The following is a 13,766-nucleotide window of genomic DNA, read 5'->3' as shown; positions in this document are numbered from 1 at the left end:
GACGATAGCAACCATGAAACCAGGAGAGATCAGCATGATTCGACGCGTATCGGCCGCCCTCGCGTTGACCGGCCTGGCGTGTGCCGCGCTCGCCGGATGCTCGAGCGACAGCAAGGACAAGGCCGCCCCGAGTTCCGCCGCGAACGCCCCGGCGAGTGTTGCCGCCGCCCCGGCCACCGACTTCTGCTCCGGCATGCGCGACCTGGCCAAGTCCACCCGCGAGATCGCCTCGAAGTCGACGATCACGCCGGCCGAGTACAGCAAGACCGCCGACCAGTTCGACGCGTTGAAGGCGTCCGCGCCCGCTGACGCGGTCGCCGATATCGAGACCATGAGCGCGAAGTATCGGGCGATCGCCGCGGGTACCACCACGGTGACGGCCGAAGGGCCCACCTTGGCCAAGGCGACGCTTCATCTGCAGGAGGTTCAGGTGGCCAACTGCCCGGTCCCGACCAAATAGCCATGGTCTAGCCCGCAGGGGCGGTCGGCGGGCGTGAATGGTGGCCCCCAAAAGCGGGGGCATGCGAGGGGACGTCGATCGGTGAACAGTGCGATTCGCAAACTGAAATACAAACCATTCACATCGTCGCCGAATCGAGAATGACCGCTTCATGCGTACCCGGACATCAGCCCGTGCCCTCGCCGCGGCCGGTATCACCGCCGCAGCCTCCACCCTGACCGTGCTCAGTGCCGGAACGGCGGCCCACGCCGACGTTGTCGGTACCGGAATGACAGTGCAGGGCAGCAACTTTCAAGCGGGGCAGACGTACAACGTCGTAGTGCCGGTATCGGGTTGCTCGGCCCCCGGGCTGTCGGACACCGTTGGTGGCGTGACCGTCCGGTCCGGCTGGGCCGTCACGTCGAGTATGGCCGCGGGCACACCGTGCAGCGGGACGACATCCACCGAGACCATCCAGTGGACGCCGCTGGTTCCGGGCACGCATGTGCTGGGCCTCGGCTACGGCAACAACAACGCGAACCTCCCGCCCTACACCAACCTCGGCACCGCGACCGTTGAGGTCGGCGGCGGCGCGAGCACGGACCCCGAGTCGTGTGGCAACGCGGCCTCGACGCTCTGCACGACCGTCCACGGCACCCCCGAAGCGGGATGCGCACTCACCGTGACCATTTCGAACATCCCGGCCTCGCTGGCGGCGTCATCGGGTTCGGCCGTGCTGTCGAGCCTGAGCGCGGGATCCACCGTCCGCAACGCGTGGGTCGTCGACAACGGGACCAACACCGGCACGACCGCGATCAACGGCAACTCCGTCAGCTTCAAGTGGACCCCGGCGGCAGCCGGACTCCACCACCTGACCGGCCAGTACGACACCGGCGCCCAGCCCGGCTTCCTCAGCGACGCAGTGATTTTCCCCGGCTTCGCCGGTGAGATGTGGTTGCCGGTAGCCGCCGCAGGCACCCAGCCCTGCGCCTGACGGTCGGCGTCGCCGGTCGCTACGGGATGAGGCGGATCTCCGGGCCCAGGAAGGGGCGCAGTGGGGTCGGCGTGACGATGATCCTGGGTACGGGTGCGGCCGAACCCAGGTGAATGACCGGACCCGCGAAGGGGCGTAACGGGGTCGGCTGGACCCAGGCGATGTCCGCTGCGGTCGGGGGTGAATCGGTATGTGGGGTCTCGGCCGCAGCCTGGCCGGCCGAGACCGTGGCCAACGCGCACGCGCCTGTGCACAGCAGCGCGGCCCGCAGAACGGGACGTTTCGGCCGGGGCGATTTCGGGTCGGTGCTTTCCTGGGTGCTGTGGAATCTCATGGCGCCGAAGCTATGCCGGTCGCCGCCGGGCCCGCATCGGTCGAGATGTGGGTAATCGGAGCGGGCCGCGCTCGCTGCCGGACTACAGCCGGGGTGAACCCGACGCTATCGTTCGACGGTGCACACCGAGGCTCAGGCAATGCAATCCGCGGCCGGGACCCGGCTCAATCGACGGGGGCGCGAGACCCGGCAGCGACTGCTGGACGTCGCGATCGGCTGTCTCGCCGAGGGATCCGGTGAACCGTTGTCGGCGAACCGGGTCGCGCGCGAGGCCGGGGTCAGCTGGGGCACCTTGAAACATCAGTTCGGCGATATCGACGGGTTGTGGGCCGCGGTGCTGATCGAACTGACCGATCGGAGCGGCGGCAACAGCCCCGAGGTGTGGCCGCGGGTCTCCGGCTCGATCCGGGATCGGGTGTGGGAGATGGTCGATGCGATGTGGACCATCCTGGACACGCCGGAGGGGCGGGCGGTCGAAACGCTGCGCGGCGGTCTGCCCACCGGTCAGACGGAACGGTTGGCGGACTTTCCACTGACCGCCGCGGCCATGGCCGGGTACGAGGATGCCTGGCTGCGGGCCTTCGAATACTTCCTGGCGGACCTGTCCCTCGACCCGGACAAGGTGCGCGGCGTGCAGCGGCTCATCCCGATGGCCATGCGCGGCATCAATAACGAGCGGCGGTTGTCGTCCCCCGCCGAACTGTCCGGCGCACGCCACTGCCTGGTCGACGCGATAGCGGTCTACCTGGAGTGATCCACATTCTTTGAGAACCCTCGTTGACAATTGCGGAGGGGAGGTCCACTGTTACCTCCAGCTTTTCGCGATCAGTCAGGAGTGATCCATGTCTCCGTCTCCCGATGATCAGGGCATGCGCCTGCAACGCAGCAGCCGCGATACCGCCGCCCTGATCCCGCGCCTCACCGCATGGCTGGCCACCCAGCTGCCCGAGGGCGCCGAGCCGGAACTCACGCTGGGGTCCGGCATCGACAGCAACGGCATGTCGGCGGAGACCCTGACCTTGACCCTGGCCTGGCGCGCGGACGGAGCACCGCAGGTCGCCGACCTGATCGCGCGAGTGGTCCCGGCCCCCGGGGACTTCCCCGTCTACGAGCACTACAACCTGCCCGACCAGTTCGAGGTGATGCGCATCGTCGGCGAGTCGGGTGCCGTCCGCGTCCCCCGGGTGCGGTTCCTCGAGCCGACCGGTGACGTGTTGGGCACGCCCTTCCTGCTGATGGACCGCATCGACGGGCTGGTGCCGCCGGATGTCATGCCATACACCTTCGGCGGCAACTGGCTCTTCGACGCCGACGAAGAGCAACAGCGCCGCCTGCAGGACAGCACGATTCGGACCCTCGCCGCCCTGCACGCGATCCCCGACGCGGCAACCACTTTCGCCTTCCTGGACCAGGGGCAGCCCGGTGCCACCCTGCTCGAGCGGAACCTGAACCGCGCCCGCGCCTGGTACGAGTACTCGGTGCGGGACACCGGTCCCTCGCCGCTGGTGGAGCGAATCCTGGCCTGGCTCACCGCGAATCTTCCGGAGACCGCGCCGGAGGATGCCGTGCTGTCCTGGGGCGACGCTCGCCTGGGCAATGTGATGTACCGGGACTTCACGCCGGTCGCGGTGCTGGACTGGGAGATGGCGACGATCGGCCCCCGCGAACTCGATGTGGCCTGGATCATCTTCGGGCACCGCGTCTTTCACGCCATCGCCGAGAACTTCGGCTTCCCCGGGATGCCGGAGTTCATGCGCGAGGACGACGTGCGGGCCGCCTACGCCGAGCACTCGGGCGTGCGGCTCGCCGACCTCACCTGGTACACGATGTACGCCGCGCTCAACTACAGCGTGGTGTTCCTGCGCGCCGGTGGCCGCCAGATCCACTTCGGTGAGATGGAGCGGCCCGCGGACATCGAGGTGCTGCTGCACCACCGGGCCCTCGTCGAGCAGCTGCTCACCGAACTCGGTGCCTGACACCGAAGTTCGACTTCACCGTTCCGAAAACCCGTGGGAAAGTGCGACTCTCGTGACCGAACAACTCAACGAATTGGCCTACTACTGCATCACCCGCCACCCCGCCGACGCCCGGGTGCTGCTCCCGGAGGCCCGCGACGCGGAGCGGCTCGGGCTCGGCTCGTGCATGATCGGCGAACGCATGACCGTGAAGGACTCCGCGGTCCTGTCCGGCGGCCTCGCCGGATGCACGACCGATCTCGGAATCGCCGCGGCCGCAACCAATCACCACACCCGCCACCCGATGGTCACGGCCACCATCGGCTCCACCATGCAGGCCATGACCGAGGGCCGGTACGCCATGGCGTTCGGGCGCGGGATGGCGGCGAACTGGAAGGCGATCGGCCTGCCCGCCGTCACCGAGGCGCAACTGCGGGATTTCGTCGGCATCCTGCGCCGGCTCTGGGCGGGGGAGACGATCGTGAATCACGATGGCCCCGCGGGTAAATGGCCGGTCCTCTATCACCAGAACGGTCTGGATGACGCGCCTCCGATCGGCTTCGTCGCGGTGGGCCCCAAGACCATGGAGCTCGCGGGCGCAATCGGCGATTTCGTCGTCCTGCACACCTTCTTCTCCGACGAGGCGACCGCGAATTCCGTTGCGGCCGTGCGCCGCGGCGCGGAGCGGGCGGGCAAGGATCCCGACAGCGTGCGCATCTGGTCCTGCCTGGCGACCGCGAGCGACGCGCTCTCGCAAGAGGATCAGCTGCGCCGCCGCACCGGTCGGCTGGTCACCTACCTGCAGGCGTACGCCGACATCCTGCTCACCACCAATGGCTGGGACCCGCAGGTGTGGGACCGTATTCGCGCCACGCGGCTGTATCAAGACGCTGCGGCGGCCGGACCCATCGACGCCTCCGCTTCGTTCGAGACCCTGCAGCGGATCGACGAGCTCATCCCCGACGAGTGGCTCGCCCCCGCCGCCTACGGCACCCCTGAGCAGTGCGTGAAGAAGATCTCCCGCGAATACGACCTGGGCTGCCACTCGGTGATCATGCACGGGGCCAGTCCGCACGAACTGGAGTCGGTCATCGACGCCTACCGGGCCAACCGTCCCGCCCTGCGCCGCGCGGTGTCCGCGAATCCGGGCAAGTTCGCCTGACACGCCGGAGCGCTCGGCTGGTCGAAATCCCGGTGAGTGCAACCGGTTCGGGTACTAGTACGCCAGGCTAACGTCTTAGGGTCGGACGCCTGATGCGGAGGAGTGTGCCCTTGACCACGGAGTCGGCCATCGATGTCGAAACCTCGTTGCACCCGCTCGACGACCCGGTGCGGTCGTCCCTGCACGGTGCGCACCGGCGATTCGCCACCTGGGAAGGCAGGGTCGGACGCTACGACCCGGAGGTCGCCCGGTTCTTCGGGCATCCCCAGGTGCTCGATGAACAGGACTGGGCCGATCTGGCCACCCTGCTCGGACCGGGCGGCGTCACCGCGGTGCGCGGCCGGGGGCACGTGCCGCCGGACGGCTGGACGGTGCTCGACACCATCGGGTCGGTGCAGATGGACGGCTCCGGCCTGCGCGTCGCGCACGATCCGGACCTCGAGGTGCTCACCGCCGCCGATGTGCCCGAGATCCTCGAGTTGATCGCCCGCACCGAGCCTGGCCCGTTCGCGCCGCGGACCATCGAAATGGGCACCTATCTGGGTCTGCGCTCCGAGGGCAGGCTGATCGCCATGGCGGGCGAGCGCCTGCGCCCGCAGGGCTGGACCGAGATCAGTGCCGTCTGCACCGACGCCGAATTCCGCGGCCGCGGCCTGGCCTCCCGCCTGATCCGCGCGGTCGGCGCGGGCATCCGCGCCCGCGGCGACATCCCGTTCCTGCACGCGGTCGCCCACAACACCACGGCGATAAGCCTGTACGAGACTTTGGGATTCACCCTGCGCAAGCGCTCCGAGCTGGCCTTCGTGCAGGCGCCGTAACCGCGTCCGGTCAGCCGATGCTGAAGGGCTGGCCCCAGAGGGTCTGGGTGACGTCCATGACGTTGTCCTGGACCAGAACCGTTGTGTACGAGCGGGCTTCGGCGTAGCCGGCGCAGCCGTCGATGGTCAGGTCGTGGCCCACGTATTGGGTGACGCCGGAGGTGCCGGTGAAGTTGTAGGTCTGGATCGCCTTGGTGCCGACCTTGCCCGGCTTGAGCGTCAGCGACATGGACGGGTCGGCGTAGGGGGTGATGCCGCTGGGGGAGATGCCTGCGCCGAGATCGCCGGTGCCGACGGTCAAACCGCCGCCGTTGCCTCCGCCGCCGCCGTAGCCGCCACCCCCGGCTGCGCCGCCGCCGTCGCCCGGTGTCTGGCCCCCGCCGTTGCCCGGCTTCGAATTGTCGTTGCCCGCGGCGTTTCCGCTGCCCTCGACCGTCGACTTGCTGCCGAGATCGACCTGGCAACCCACCAGGTAGCCGGTCTCGATGCGCCCGCCGGTGACGGTGACCCCGGGCGGCGCGGTGACGGTCACCGCCGCCACTGCGGACACCATCACATTGCGTGAAAGCGGGCTGGCCGCCATCGATCCGGAGATGTCGGCCTGCTCACCACTGCGCGTCAGCTGCACCACCACGCCGTCCGGCCCGGTGAATTCACCGGTCCCGCCCGGCAGCGCCACCTGGGTGTCGGCGGTCGCCGGACCGGCCGCGAGCAGGACGCTCGTGATGAGGCCAGCGGTCATCGCCAGCCCGATAGAAGTCCGCATGTGGCTGTCTCTCATCCGACGCTGAACGGCTGGCCGTACAGCGACACCTCGGTGGAACCCTGGTCATTGATCACCGTCAGGGTGCTGAACGCCCGCGCCTGCGCGTATCCGGCGCACCCGGACAACTGGATGCCGCGCCCGGAATAGGCGATGCCGACCGCCCCGGCCGCGGGATCGAGTTGTTTCGTGTCGAGGATGACCTGCGAGACGCCGCCGGGCACCAGACTGATGCTGGGCGCGACCTCCGGAGTGATCGAACTCGGCGAGATGTACGCATCACCGCTCAGCGACAGTCCGCCGCTCAGATCGACCTGACAGCCGACCAGATACCCGGTCACCAAGCTCCCCTTGGTGGCATGCGCGACCTTGGCCATCACGATCCCCGTGACACTCGCGGCCCGCGAGAGACCGTTGGCGGCCAAGGACGGCGACACGACGGCCTGTTCACCGGTGCGGGTCAGATCCACGTCGACCCCGGTGGCGGTGGTGAGCGCCTGTTCGCCATCGGGCAGTGGGGTCACGCTGTCGGCGTGCGCGACGGCCGGTCCGAGCATCAGCACGGCGAGGCCGAGGCCGATAACCCCAAGTCGGCCTTGTCTTCTCGAATTCAACCTGCACTGACCCTTCGAGCCTGGTTAAGCAATCGAAGGGGATCCTATGCGACCCGCAGGAGTCGATGGCTGTGAGTGCGCTGGGAATCCGCTGCGCCCAGCGCCCTCCGGGCCGGCCGCCCCTCGTCGAGCAGGTGCTCGACTCCCGCTACACAGTCGAGGCCGCCGAGAAATTGCATGGGTTCGATCGTCCGGTATTGCTGCTGTCGGGTGAATACGACAAGTTCTTCCCAGCGCATCGAACGGGCGACACAGTAACCCTTCCCGCATTCTTGCGGTCCGATTGCCGCGCGTCACTGTTGAATTGCCACGGGAGGGTCGACGGTCGGATGGAGGAAGCGTGGACGCTATCGCGAGGCGTAGTGCGGCTGTTGCGGAACCGTTGGGACCGGGCTGTGTGGCCTGGCAGTTGGCAGGGGATCGGACCGTGTCCTTGCAGGGCGCGTCGTGCATTCTGATGCAGGTTGCGCATCCCAAGATCGCTGCGGCAGTTCTCGATCATTCCACGCCCGAGGCTGATTTGGTCGCCCGGTTGATTCGAACCATCGATTCGATCCGGCGGCTCATCTACGGCGGGCAGGCCGCGCTCGACGAATCACAACGATTGTTCGAAATTAATAAGGCGATGAAAGGCATCGACGCGGACGGAAATCGATACCACGCACTACATCCGGAAGCCTATGCGTGGGTTGTCGCGACGTTGTTCGACGGTCTGGTGCGGTATCGCCGGGCGATCAACGCGCCCATTTCCGAATCCGATCGGGCGCGGCTGTATCAGGATTGGCGACAAGTCGGCGCAGTACTGGGGCTGCGCCCGGGACATCTGCCGGCCGAACTTCCCGAGTTCGACGCGTACTACGAAACGATGATCGCCGAACGACTGCGAACCGGCCCGGTGTTCCACGCGATGTTCGGATCACTGCAATTCGACGGCATTACAGCGTCACCGGCGCCATATCTGCCCGACCGGGTGTGGAATTTCCTACGCCCGCAGGCAGGGTCGTTCGTGCGATTGTTCGCGATCGGTCTGCTGCGCCCCAGCGCCCGCGCACAGTTCGAACTGGACTGGACGGCGAGGGATCAGCGACGCCTCAGCAGGGTCGGGACCACCATCCGGACCGTCAACGCCGCAGTGCCCGCACGGGCCCGGCTCAGCAGTATCGCGAGCGCCGCGCTTCGAAACTAGACCGGGGTCCCAGGGCTGCCGCGCCGGAGCGTCTGGGCGACCGGTTCATTGCCGGTGTGCGGTGGGCAGGTTCGGCTGCAGCAGGGGGATCAGGTGGGTGCGGGCGAAGCGGCGGGCGCGGTCGGTTTGCCGGCGTCGGATGATGGTCGCGATGAAGCCGTGGCCCAATTCGAGTAGGGGTGAGCCGTTTTCGGAGATGACCAGGCCGCTCATGCCGCTGTCGGAGTCGAGCATCTGTTCCTTCTGGGGAAAGCGTCGATAGACGGTATGCGGACCGCCTATCTTCAGCGTGGCCCGTGGGGCTGGATCCAACGGGATAGGCCGGAGGTCGCGGAGCTCTCCGACTGGAAGATCCGCGACCTCAACGAGCTGCCGGAAATCGCGGTGCGTTGCCGATGACGACTGTCGATCAGGCGCGGCTGGATCCGGTCGGCCAAACGACATTCACCGGAACCCCCTTGCTGCGAGCGAACTCGACCACCGTGCCGGTTCCACCTTGCTCGCTGGGCATACCGTCCCATACCGCGATGAGGCGGTCGCTCGATCCCACGAGAGTTTCGTTGGCGGCCTCGTAGGCTTCGGGGCCGGCCACATCGAAATCTAGAACGTTCACCACGTCCGCGCGATCGAGTAGTGCGTCGAACTGTTCGGCATGGTCCGGCTTGACCTTGCGCTCGCGGTAGTTCCGGCAAGGCAGTACCACCTCGAGCCGTCCGCCGATGTCGAGGACAGCCTGAGCGAACACGCTGTCGGCACCGCGAGCGATACAGCTGATGCCGATTAGTTCGTCGGAGGGGCCTGCGGCAGACAGCATTCGGGCGATTTCGTCATAGACCATGGCGGCTGTGTCCGTGGTGATGTTCATGTGGCCGGTGACACCGATACGCATCATGCTCACTTGCTAACTACCGGATTCGGTTGTGCTGGTTGCCTTCGGGCGATAACGCAGGACTACGACATCGTCTAGCACCGTGGCATCGACGAATTCCAGGCGTCGCCGAGTGCCGCCAGGGAACAGGGCGGGGCTGACGAACCGCGGTGCGTCAGCCTGGCCGATCAACAGTGGTGCCACCGCGTAGCGCAACTCGTCCGCGAGCCCTTCGGAAAGGAAGGCTGTGTGGATGTGTGTCCCACCTTCGACAATCAGGCGCTCGATCCCGCGCCGGCCGAGATCAGCGAGCACACCTTGCCAGAATTCCGGTTCCGTCACTGCAACGACTTGGGCGACCTCGCTCAGCTGGTCACCGATCTTCTCCGCACCTTCGATGGTGGTGTACACCAACGGTTTTCCAGCCTCGATGTGGTGATGGAACATGCGTGCTGCCGGGTCGAGATCGCCGGATCGGGTGACGGTCACCTTCAGCAGGTTGGCGGGCTTGCCCGAGGCGACCCGTGCGGCCCGGCGTTCGTCGCTGCGCAGCCACAGCCGGGGGTTGTCGCGGCGTACTGTTTCGGCTCCGATGAGGATGGCGTCGCATTCGGCGCGCAGTGCGTCGACACCGTCGAAATCCCGGTCGTTGGACAGGTAGAGGCGTTCGGGGATGGTGTCGTCGATATAGCCGTCGAGGCTGACGGCAACGGACAGCACTACATAGGGTCGAGCCAACCTTCCGCCTCCCAAGCGGTGAAGGCGTCGCGGAACCCGCCGGGCGCTTCGTTAGGTATCGAGCTCCAGGCCGAGAACCGATGCGAGCCGTTCGGCGTCGGGTCGTACTGTCGCGCCGCCGGACTCGGCGAGGTCGGGTATTGCCGAGCGGGCGAACAGAGAGAACCCGAACGTGTCCGGTGATTCCCGGTTCGCCTTTGTCAGGAGGGCCACTGTCGCAAGGGGTTCGTCGCGCATGTGGTGTGCACGTGCGGTTTCGGCGGTGTGGAAACTGCGCCGCGTCGCCGAGGGCATCGCACCGAGCTCGACTCGGGCGGCCTGCGCAATCGCATAGCCGCTGTGCATGAGGTCGGCCTGAATGGTGATCATGTAAGCATCGACCATGGCACGACCGAAGATCAGCCAGGGGTGGACGTAATCGTCGCCGAGCGCGCGGGCCGCTCGATCGGCCTCGTCCCAATGACGCAGTGCGTCGCCCTCGCGTCCGATCTTGGCGTAAGACAAGGCCATTGCCAAGCGCAGTAGCCCCCACAGCGCGAGATCCGGGCCCTGCTTGTCCGGACTCAGCAACGCGCACATCTGGTTTGCGAGCTGGACGCGCGCCTCGTGTTCCTCCCCGGCGTCGCGGTAGACGTGATTGACGTACCACGCTGCGGCGGCCATGGCGTGCGGGTTGTCTGCGTCCTGCGCCGCGTTCATTGCACGGTCGCCGGACATCAACACCAGTGCCGCCGGGGGTTGAAACGACAGATACAGCTGGGTGAGGTGATAAACCTGCGCGAGTAGCGCTTGGACCTTGCGGCGTTCGATACCGTCGAGCTGTCGCACCGCGACTCGCGTGTCGCACAATAGATTTGGCAGTACCGTCGCGACGGCCGAACGCTGGTGTGCCGCACCGTGCCACAAAACCCATGCCTGCTGGACTCGTGCGCTCAGGGCTGTCGGTGACAGGTCGGCGTCCGCGGTGCTGGGTACGACCGGATACGCCGCGAGCGCTTCGGTCACCTTCGGCAAGGCCGGGTGCTGGGCTTTTGCGTACACCGAGCGCACGAGCGGCTGCTCGCCGGTCAGCTGCGTCAGGTCGTTGACGTCGAGGATCTCGGCGAGACGGATCAGCATCGGCAGCCGAGGTTGGCCGAGTCGCCCTACTTCCAGGCCCTTGACCCAACTGCCCGAGCGCCCGGCGAGTTCGCCGAGCACGGGTCGCGACATGCCGGCCTGTTGCCGCAGTCGCCTCAATCGTGGGCCGAATTCGTTGTCTCGCACCATGGCGATATCTCCGCACGCACCGCATCGACATAGGGGCACAAACTGTGCCCCGCACCCATTGTGGCACCTGTCACGGTCAGTAGGCACTCGACATCGGGCGAACTCTCCGGCGCCGGGTGCACTCCAGAACCGTTCCAGGGAATAGGAGTACACCCGACATGACGATCATCGTCGCGATAACCGTTGCTTCGCTACTGTCGTTCGCCGCTGCGCTGGTCAGCCGGATTGCTGATGCCGATAGGCACACCAATTCTCGGCTCACGGTTGCCGACATCCAGGCTCGGCTCGCGGCCGAGCCAACGCGCACCTACGTTCCGATCAGTCGGAGGTGGTGACGATGGGCCTGCTGCCCTCCGCAATCGGATTCCTGCGTAGCGATATTTCCGGACTGAGCCAGCCGCACGACGAACTTCAGATTCGCCGCGCCGCCGAGCGGACCGGCTACGACCTGCGCAAGATGATCGTGTTCAGCGATCAGACCGAGGACCGGGCACGTCGTTTGCGCGTGGCGATCGATCGCTTGAACGTCGACGCCGTAATCGTGCCCAGCACTGCGCATTTCGACAGCCACGACATACCGGCCGAGTTGCTCGCGGTGGCGACCGTGATCACGGTGTCACCCGGCAGCGCGACGGCTCGGACTCCATTGCCGAACTGAGGCCGTGTGATGTCGATACAAGGGCTATTAGCCGCTCTGAACGATGAGCGCCCGCGCGCCTGGCTGCAATACGAGGACGGCTCGTGGGCACCGGTCGCCGAGGACGGATGGATCGGGCCGTCGATCACCGTCGAGTACAGCACGCAGCAGGAGGGGCGGACACTCGGAAGCTGGAAAGACGGCGAATAAGCAAGAAGGCCCAGGCGGGAGAAAATCTCCGGCCCGGGCCTTCGTAGGGGTGGCTGACGGGACTTGAACCCGCGACTTCCAGGATCACAACCTGGCGCTCTACCAGCTGAACTACAGCCACCATTGCCGTAACTTTCCGGCGCGGTAGATATTAACGTGCCGTCGCGGCAAGTACCTAATCGGCTGTTCAGGCGGGGTTCAGGGGGCTTTCGGGGTGGTTGCCGCGGGGGTGGAGAGTTCGGCGGCGACGGCGGCGATCTCGGAGGTGGAGGGGCCGGGGGGCGCGACGAAGGCGGTGCGGCGGTAGTACTGGAGTTCGCGGATGGATTCCTGGATGTCGGCGAGCGCGCGGTGGGCGAGGCCCTTCTCCGGCTGGCCGAAGTAGATGCGGGGGTACCAGCGGCGGGCCAGTTCCTTGATGGAGCTGACGTCGATCATGCGGTAGTGCAGGTGGTTGTCCAGGATCGGCATGTCGCGGGCGATGAAGCCGCGGTCGGTGGCGATGGAGTTGCCGGCCAGCGGGACGGTGCGCGGGGTGGGCACGTACTGCTTGATGTAGTCGAGGATCTGCTGTTCGGCTTCCTCGAGCGTCACCACGGAGCGACGGACCTCTTCGGTGAGCCCGGAGCGGGCGTGCATCTCGGTCACCACCGGCGGCATGGCGGCCAGCGCGGCGTCGTCGGCGTGGATCACGATGTCCACGCCCTCGCCGAGAATATTGAGGTCGCTGTCGGTGACGAGCGCGGCCACCTCGATCAGCTTGTCGCTGTCCAGCTGTAGGCCGGTCATCTCGCAGTCCATCCACACCACGTATTTGTCGCTCACCGGGGTCAGCGTAGCCGTTCGGCGCGGGTGTTCGAGCCTGGGCTACCAATGGTTTCGCAATTGCCGATCGAGGGTGCGCAGGGTGTCCTGCGGCACCAGCAACTCCAGACTCAGCGGGGTGATGGAGATACGGCCCGCTGCCACGGCGTGCGCGTCGGTGCCGGGCACGGTGCTTTCGAATCGGGCCGGTGGGAGGCTGATGCGAAATGTGCCGTCGGCCCGGTCGAACAATCGGCCGTACGAGGCCCGGTACGGAGTGGTCACCTCGAATTCCGTGCCGAGTGTCGCGTCGAAGGGAATGTTGACCGACAGCAGGTCGAATCCATTGCAGAGCTCGGTATTCAGCAGGATGTCCACCAGTTTCGCGGTGATCGCGGCGGCAGTTTCGTACAGCGGGAAATTGTTTCGATCGAACAGGTCGATGCGTGGTTCGGGGTCCGGCGGAATGTGCATCGACACCGCGACCGCGCGCACTCCGTCGATGGCCGCTTCCATGGCGGCCCCGATGGTTCCCGAACTGAGGATGTAGCCGTGCCCGAGATTGACGCCCAGGTTGATGCCGGACACGACCATCGCGGGCTTGCGTTCGAGCAGGTGATAGAGGCCGAGTTGGACGCAGTCGGCGGGTGTTCCGCTCACCGTGAGAATGGGAAGGTCTTCCAGTAGCCGCTCTTCGACCGAGAGGTGATTGTGCGCGGTGATGGATTTCCCGACCAGACTCTGCTGTGTTTCCGGTGCGACCGCGCACACCGTGTGGTGGCGTGAGAGTTCGTGGAGCACTGGGTAGAAGCCGATGGAGGAATAGCCGTCGTCGTTGGTCAGGAGTATGTCGGCGGTGTTCCGAGGACCCATGTGTCGCGCCCCCCGTCGGGCAATCTTCGATAAATCTACTCTCCGGCAGTATCGTTCACATCGGATCCACACGTAACGAGCGGTCGGCATGTTTGGTTGGGC

Annotated in this window: 19 protein-coding genes and 1 tRNA gene; 10 read left to right on the top strand and 10 right to left on the bottom strand. The window is 66.5% G+C overall.

The annotated features are described in order from the left end of the window. Window positions 1–34 precede the first annotated feature (34 nt). Together ACFXHA_RS16775 and ACFXHA_RS16770 are read left to right on the top strand one after the other, a co-directional pair. Window positions 35–460, top strand: coding sequence for a hypothetical protein (locus tag ACFXHA_RS16775; RefSeq protein WP_379357516.1), 426 nt, complete (start codon window positions 35–37; stop codon window positions 458–460). A gap of 151 nt (window positions 461–611) precedes the next feature. Beyond that, window positions 612–1,433, top strand: a complete 822-nt coding sequence (locus tag ACFXHA_RS16770) for a hypothetical protein (protein ID WP_379357514.1) — start codon at window positions 612–614, stop codon at window positions 1,431–1,433. Window positions 1,434–1,452: 19 nt separating this feature from the next. Here the strand turns inward: ACFXHA_RS16770 and ACFXHA_RS16765 are convergent, their stop codons facing one another. Then, a complete protein-coding gene (locus ACFXHA_RS16765; RefSeq protein ID WP_379357513.1) occupies window positions 1,453–1,767 on the bottom strand; it encodes a hypothetical protein in 315 nt (104 codons plus the stop codon). 118 nt (window positions 1,768–1,885) lie between these two features. Here ACFXHA_RS16765 and ACFXHA_RS16760 point away from each other — a divergent pair, with 118 nt between their 5' ends. The 4 genes from ACFXHA_RS16760 to ACFXHA_RS16745 all read left to right on the top strand — a co-directional run bounded on the left by ACFXHA_RS16760 (window position 1,886) and on the right by ACFXHA_RS16745 (window position 5,702). Continuing rightward, a complete protein-coding gene (locus ACFXHA_RS16760; protein WP_379357511.1) occupies window positions 1,886–2,521 on the top strand; it encodes a TetR/AcrR family transcriptional regulator in 636 nt (211 codons plus the stop codon). Between the two features lie 88 nt (window positions 2,522–2,609). Then, window positions 2,610–3,743 carry a phosphotransferase family protein gene (locus ACFXHA_RS16755; RefSeq protein WP_379357509.1) on the top strand — a complete coding sequence of 378 codons (1,134 nt, stop codon included), beginning with the start codon at window positions 2,610–2,612 and terminating at the stop codon, window positions 3,741–3,743. Between the two features lie 52 nt (window positions 3,744–3,795). Beyond that, complete coding sequence (locus tag ACFXHA_RS16750; RefSeq protein ID WP_379357507.1) at window positions 3,796–4,884, top strand: TIGR03857 family LLM class F420-dependent oxidoreductase; 1,089 nt, start codon at window positions 3,796–3,798, stop codon at window positions 4,882–4,884. A 110-nt stretch (window positions 4,885–4,994) separates the two neighbouring features. Then, window positions 4,995–5,702 carry a GNAT family N-acetyltransferase gene (locus ACFXHA_RS16745; protein WP_379357506.1) on the top strand — a complete coding sequence of 236 codons (708 nt, stop codon included), beginning with the start codon at window positions 4,995–4,997 and terminating at the stop codon, window positions 5,700–5,702. A 10-nt stretch (window positions 5,703–5,712) separates the two neighbouring features. Here the strand turns inward: ACFXHA_RS16745 and ACFXHA_RS16740 are convergent, their stop codons facing one another. Together ACFXHA_RS16740 and ACFXHA_RS16735 are read right to left on the bottom strand one after the other, a co-directional pair. After that, window positions 5,713–6,444, bottom strand: coding sequence for an MspA family porin (locus tag ACFXHA_RS16740; protein WP_379357504.1), 732 nt, complete (start codon window positions 6,442–6,444; stop codon window positions 5,713–5,715). A 35-nt stretch (window positions 6,445–6,479) separates the two neighbouring features. Next, window positions 6,480–7,079 (bottom strand): MspA family porin, encoded by a 600-nt coding sequence (locus ACFXHA_RS16735; RefSeq protein ID WP_379357502.1) that lies wholly within the window; start codon window positions 7,077–7,079, stop codon window positions 6,480–6,482. 340 nt (window positions 7,080–7,419) lie between these two features. Between ACFXHA_RS16735 and ACFXHA_RS16730 the strand changes: the two genes are divergently transcribed. After that, window positions 7,420–8,265, top strand: coding sequence for an oxygenase MpaB family protein (locus tag ACFXHA_RS16730; protein WP_379357501.1), 846 nt, complete (start codon window positions 7,420–7,422; stop codon window positions 8,263–8,265). 45 nt (window positions 8,266–8,310) lie between these two features. Here ACFXHA_RS16730 and ACFXHA_RS16725 read toward each other — a convergent pair whose 3' ends face one another. The 4 genes from ACFXHA_RS16725 to ACFXHA_RS16710 all read right to left on the bottom strand — a co-directional run bounded on the left by ACFXHA_RS16725 (window position 8,311) and on the right by ACFXHA_RS16710 (window position 11,140). Then, a complete protein-coding gene (locus tag ACFXHA_RS16725; protein ID WP_379357499.1) occupies window positions 8,311–8,499 on the bottom strand; it encodes a hypothetical protein in 189 nt (62 codons plus the stop codon). A gap of 175 nt (window positions 8,500–8,674) precedes the next feature. Next, the gene (locus tag ACFXHA_RS16720) at window positions 8,675–9,157 is read right to left on the bottom strand and encodes a hypothetical protein (protein ID WP_379357497.1); all 483 of its coding nucleotides are present in this window, start codon (window positions 9,155–9,157) and stop codon (window positions 8,675–8,677) included. Between the two features lie 9 nt (window positions 9,158–9,166). Beyond that, the gene (locus ACFXHA_RS16715) at window positions 9,167–9,871 is read right to left on the bottom strand and encodes a RibD family protein (protein ID WP_379357495.1); all 705 of its coding nucleotides are present in this window, start codon (window positions 9,869–9,871) and stop codon (window positions 9,167–9,169) included. A gap of 51 nt (window positions 9,872–9,922) precedes the next feature. Then, complete coding sequence (locus ACFXHA_RS16710) at window positions 9,923–11,140, bottom strand: helix-turn-helix domain-containing protein (RefSeq protein ID WP_379357494.1); 1,218 nt, start codon at window positions 11,138–11,140, stop codon at window positions 9,923–9,925. A gap of 158 nt (window positions 11,141–11,298) precedes the next feature. On the opposite strand from ACFXHA_RS16710, the gene ACFXHA_RS16705 reads away from it, so the two are divergent. Genes ACFXHA_RS16705 through ACFXHA_RS16695 form a run of 3 tightly spaced genes read left to right on the top strand, consistent with a single transcriptional unit; the run spans window position 11,299 to window position 11,987 of the window. Then, window positions 11,299–11,475, top strand: a complete 177-nt coding sequence (locus ACFXHA_RS16705) for a hypothetical protein (protein ID WP_379357492.1) — start codon at window positions 11,299–11,301, stop codon at window positions 11,473–11,475. 2 nt (window positions 11,476–11,477) lie between these two features. Continuing rightward, window positions 11,478–11,798 (top strand): hypothetical protein, encoded by a 321-nt coding sequence (locus ACFXHA_RS16700; RefSeq protein WP_379357490.1) that lies wholly within the window; start codon window positions 11,478–11,480, stop codon window positions 11,796–11,798. 9 nt (window positions 11,799–11,807) lie between these two features. Further along, a complete protein-coding gene (locus ACFXHA_RS16695; protein ID WP_379357488.1) occupies window positions 11,808–11,987 on the top strand; it encodes a hypothetical protein in 180 nt (59 codons plus the stop codon). Window positions 11,988–12,035: 48 nt separating this feature from the next. On the opposite strand, the gene ACFXHA_RS16690 is transcribed toward ACFXHA_RS16695, so the two are convergent. The 3 genes from ACFXHA_RS16690 to surE form a co-directional block, all read right to left on the bottom strand. Then, window positions 12,036–12,108, bottom strand: a tRNA-His gene (locus ACFXHA_RS16690). Window positions 12,109–12,185: 77 nt separating this feature from the next. Further along, window positions 12,186–12,812, bottom strand: coding sequence for an oligoribonuclease (gene orn / locus ACFXHA_RS16685; RefSeq protein ID WP_379357487.1), 627 nt, complete (start codon window positions 12,810–12,812; stop codon window positions 12,186–12,188). 42 nt (window positions 12,813–12,854) lie between these two features. Continuing rightward, window positions 12,855–13,664 (bottom strand): 5'/3'-nucleotidase SurE, encoded by an 810-nt coding sequence (gene surE / locus ACFXHA_RS16680; protein WP_379357485.1) that lies wholly within the window; start codon window positions 13,662–13,664, stop codon window positions 12,855–12,857. Window positions 13,665–13,766 lie beyond the last annotated feature (102 nt).

The sequence above is a fragment of the Nocardia sp. NPDC059240 genome (assembly GCF_042753865.1).
In the GTDB taxonomy this organism is placed as follows: domain Bacteria; phylum Actinomycetota; class Actinomycetes; order Mycobacteriales; family Mycobacteriaceae; genus Nocardia.
This window is presented reverse-complemented; position numbering and strand designations above follow the sequence as displayed.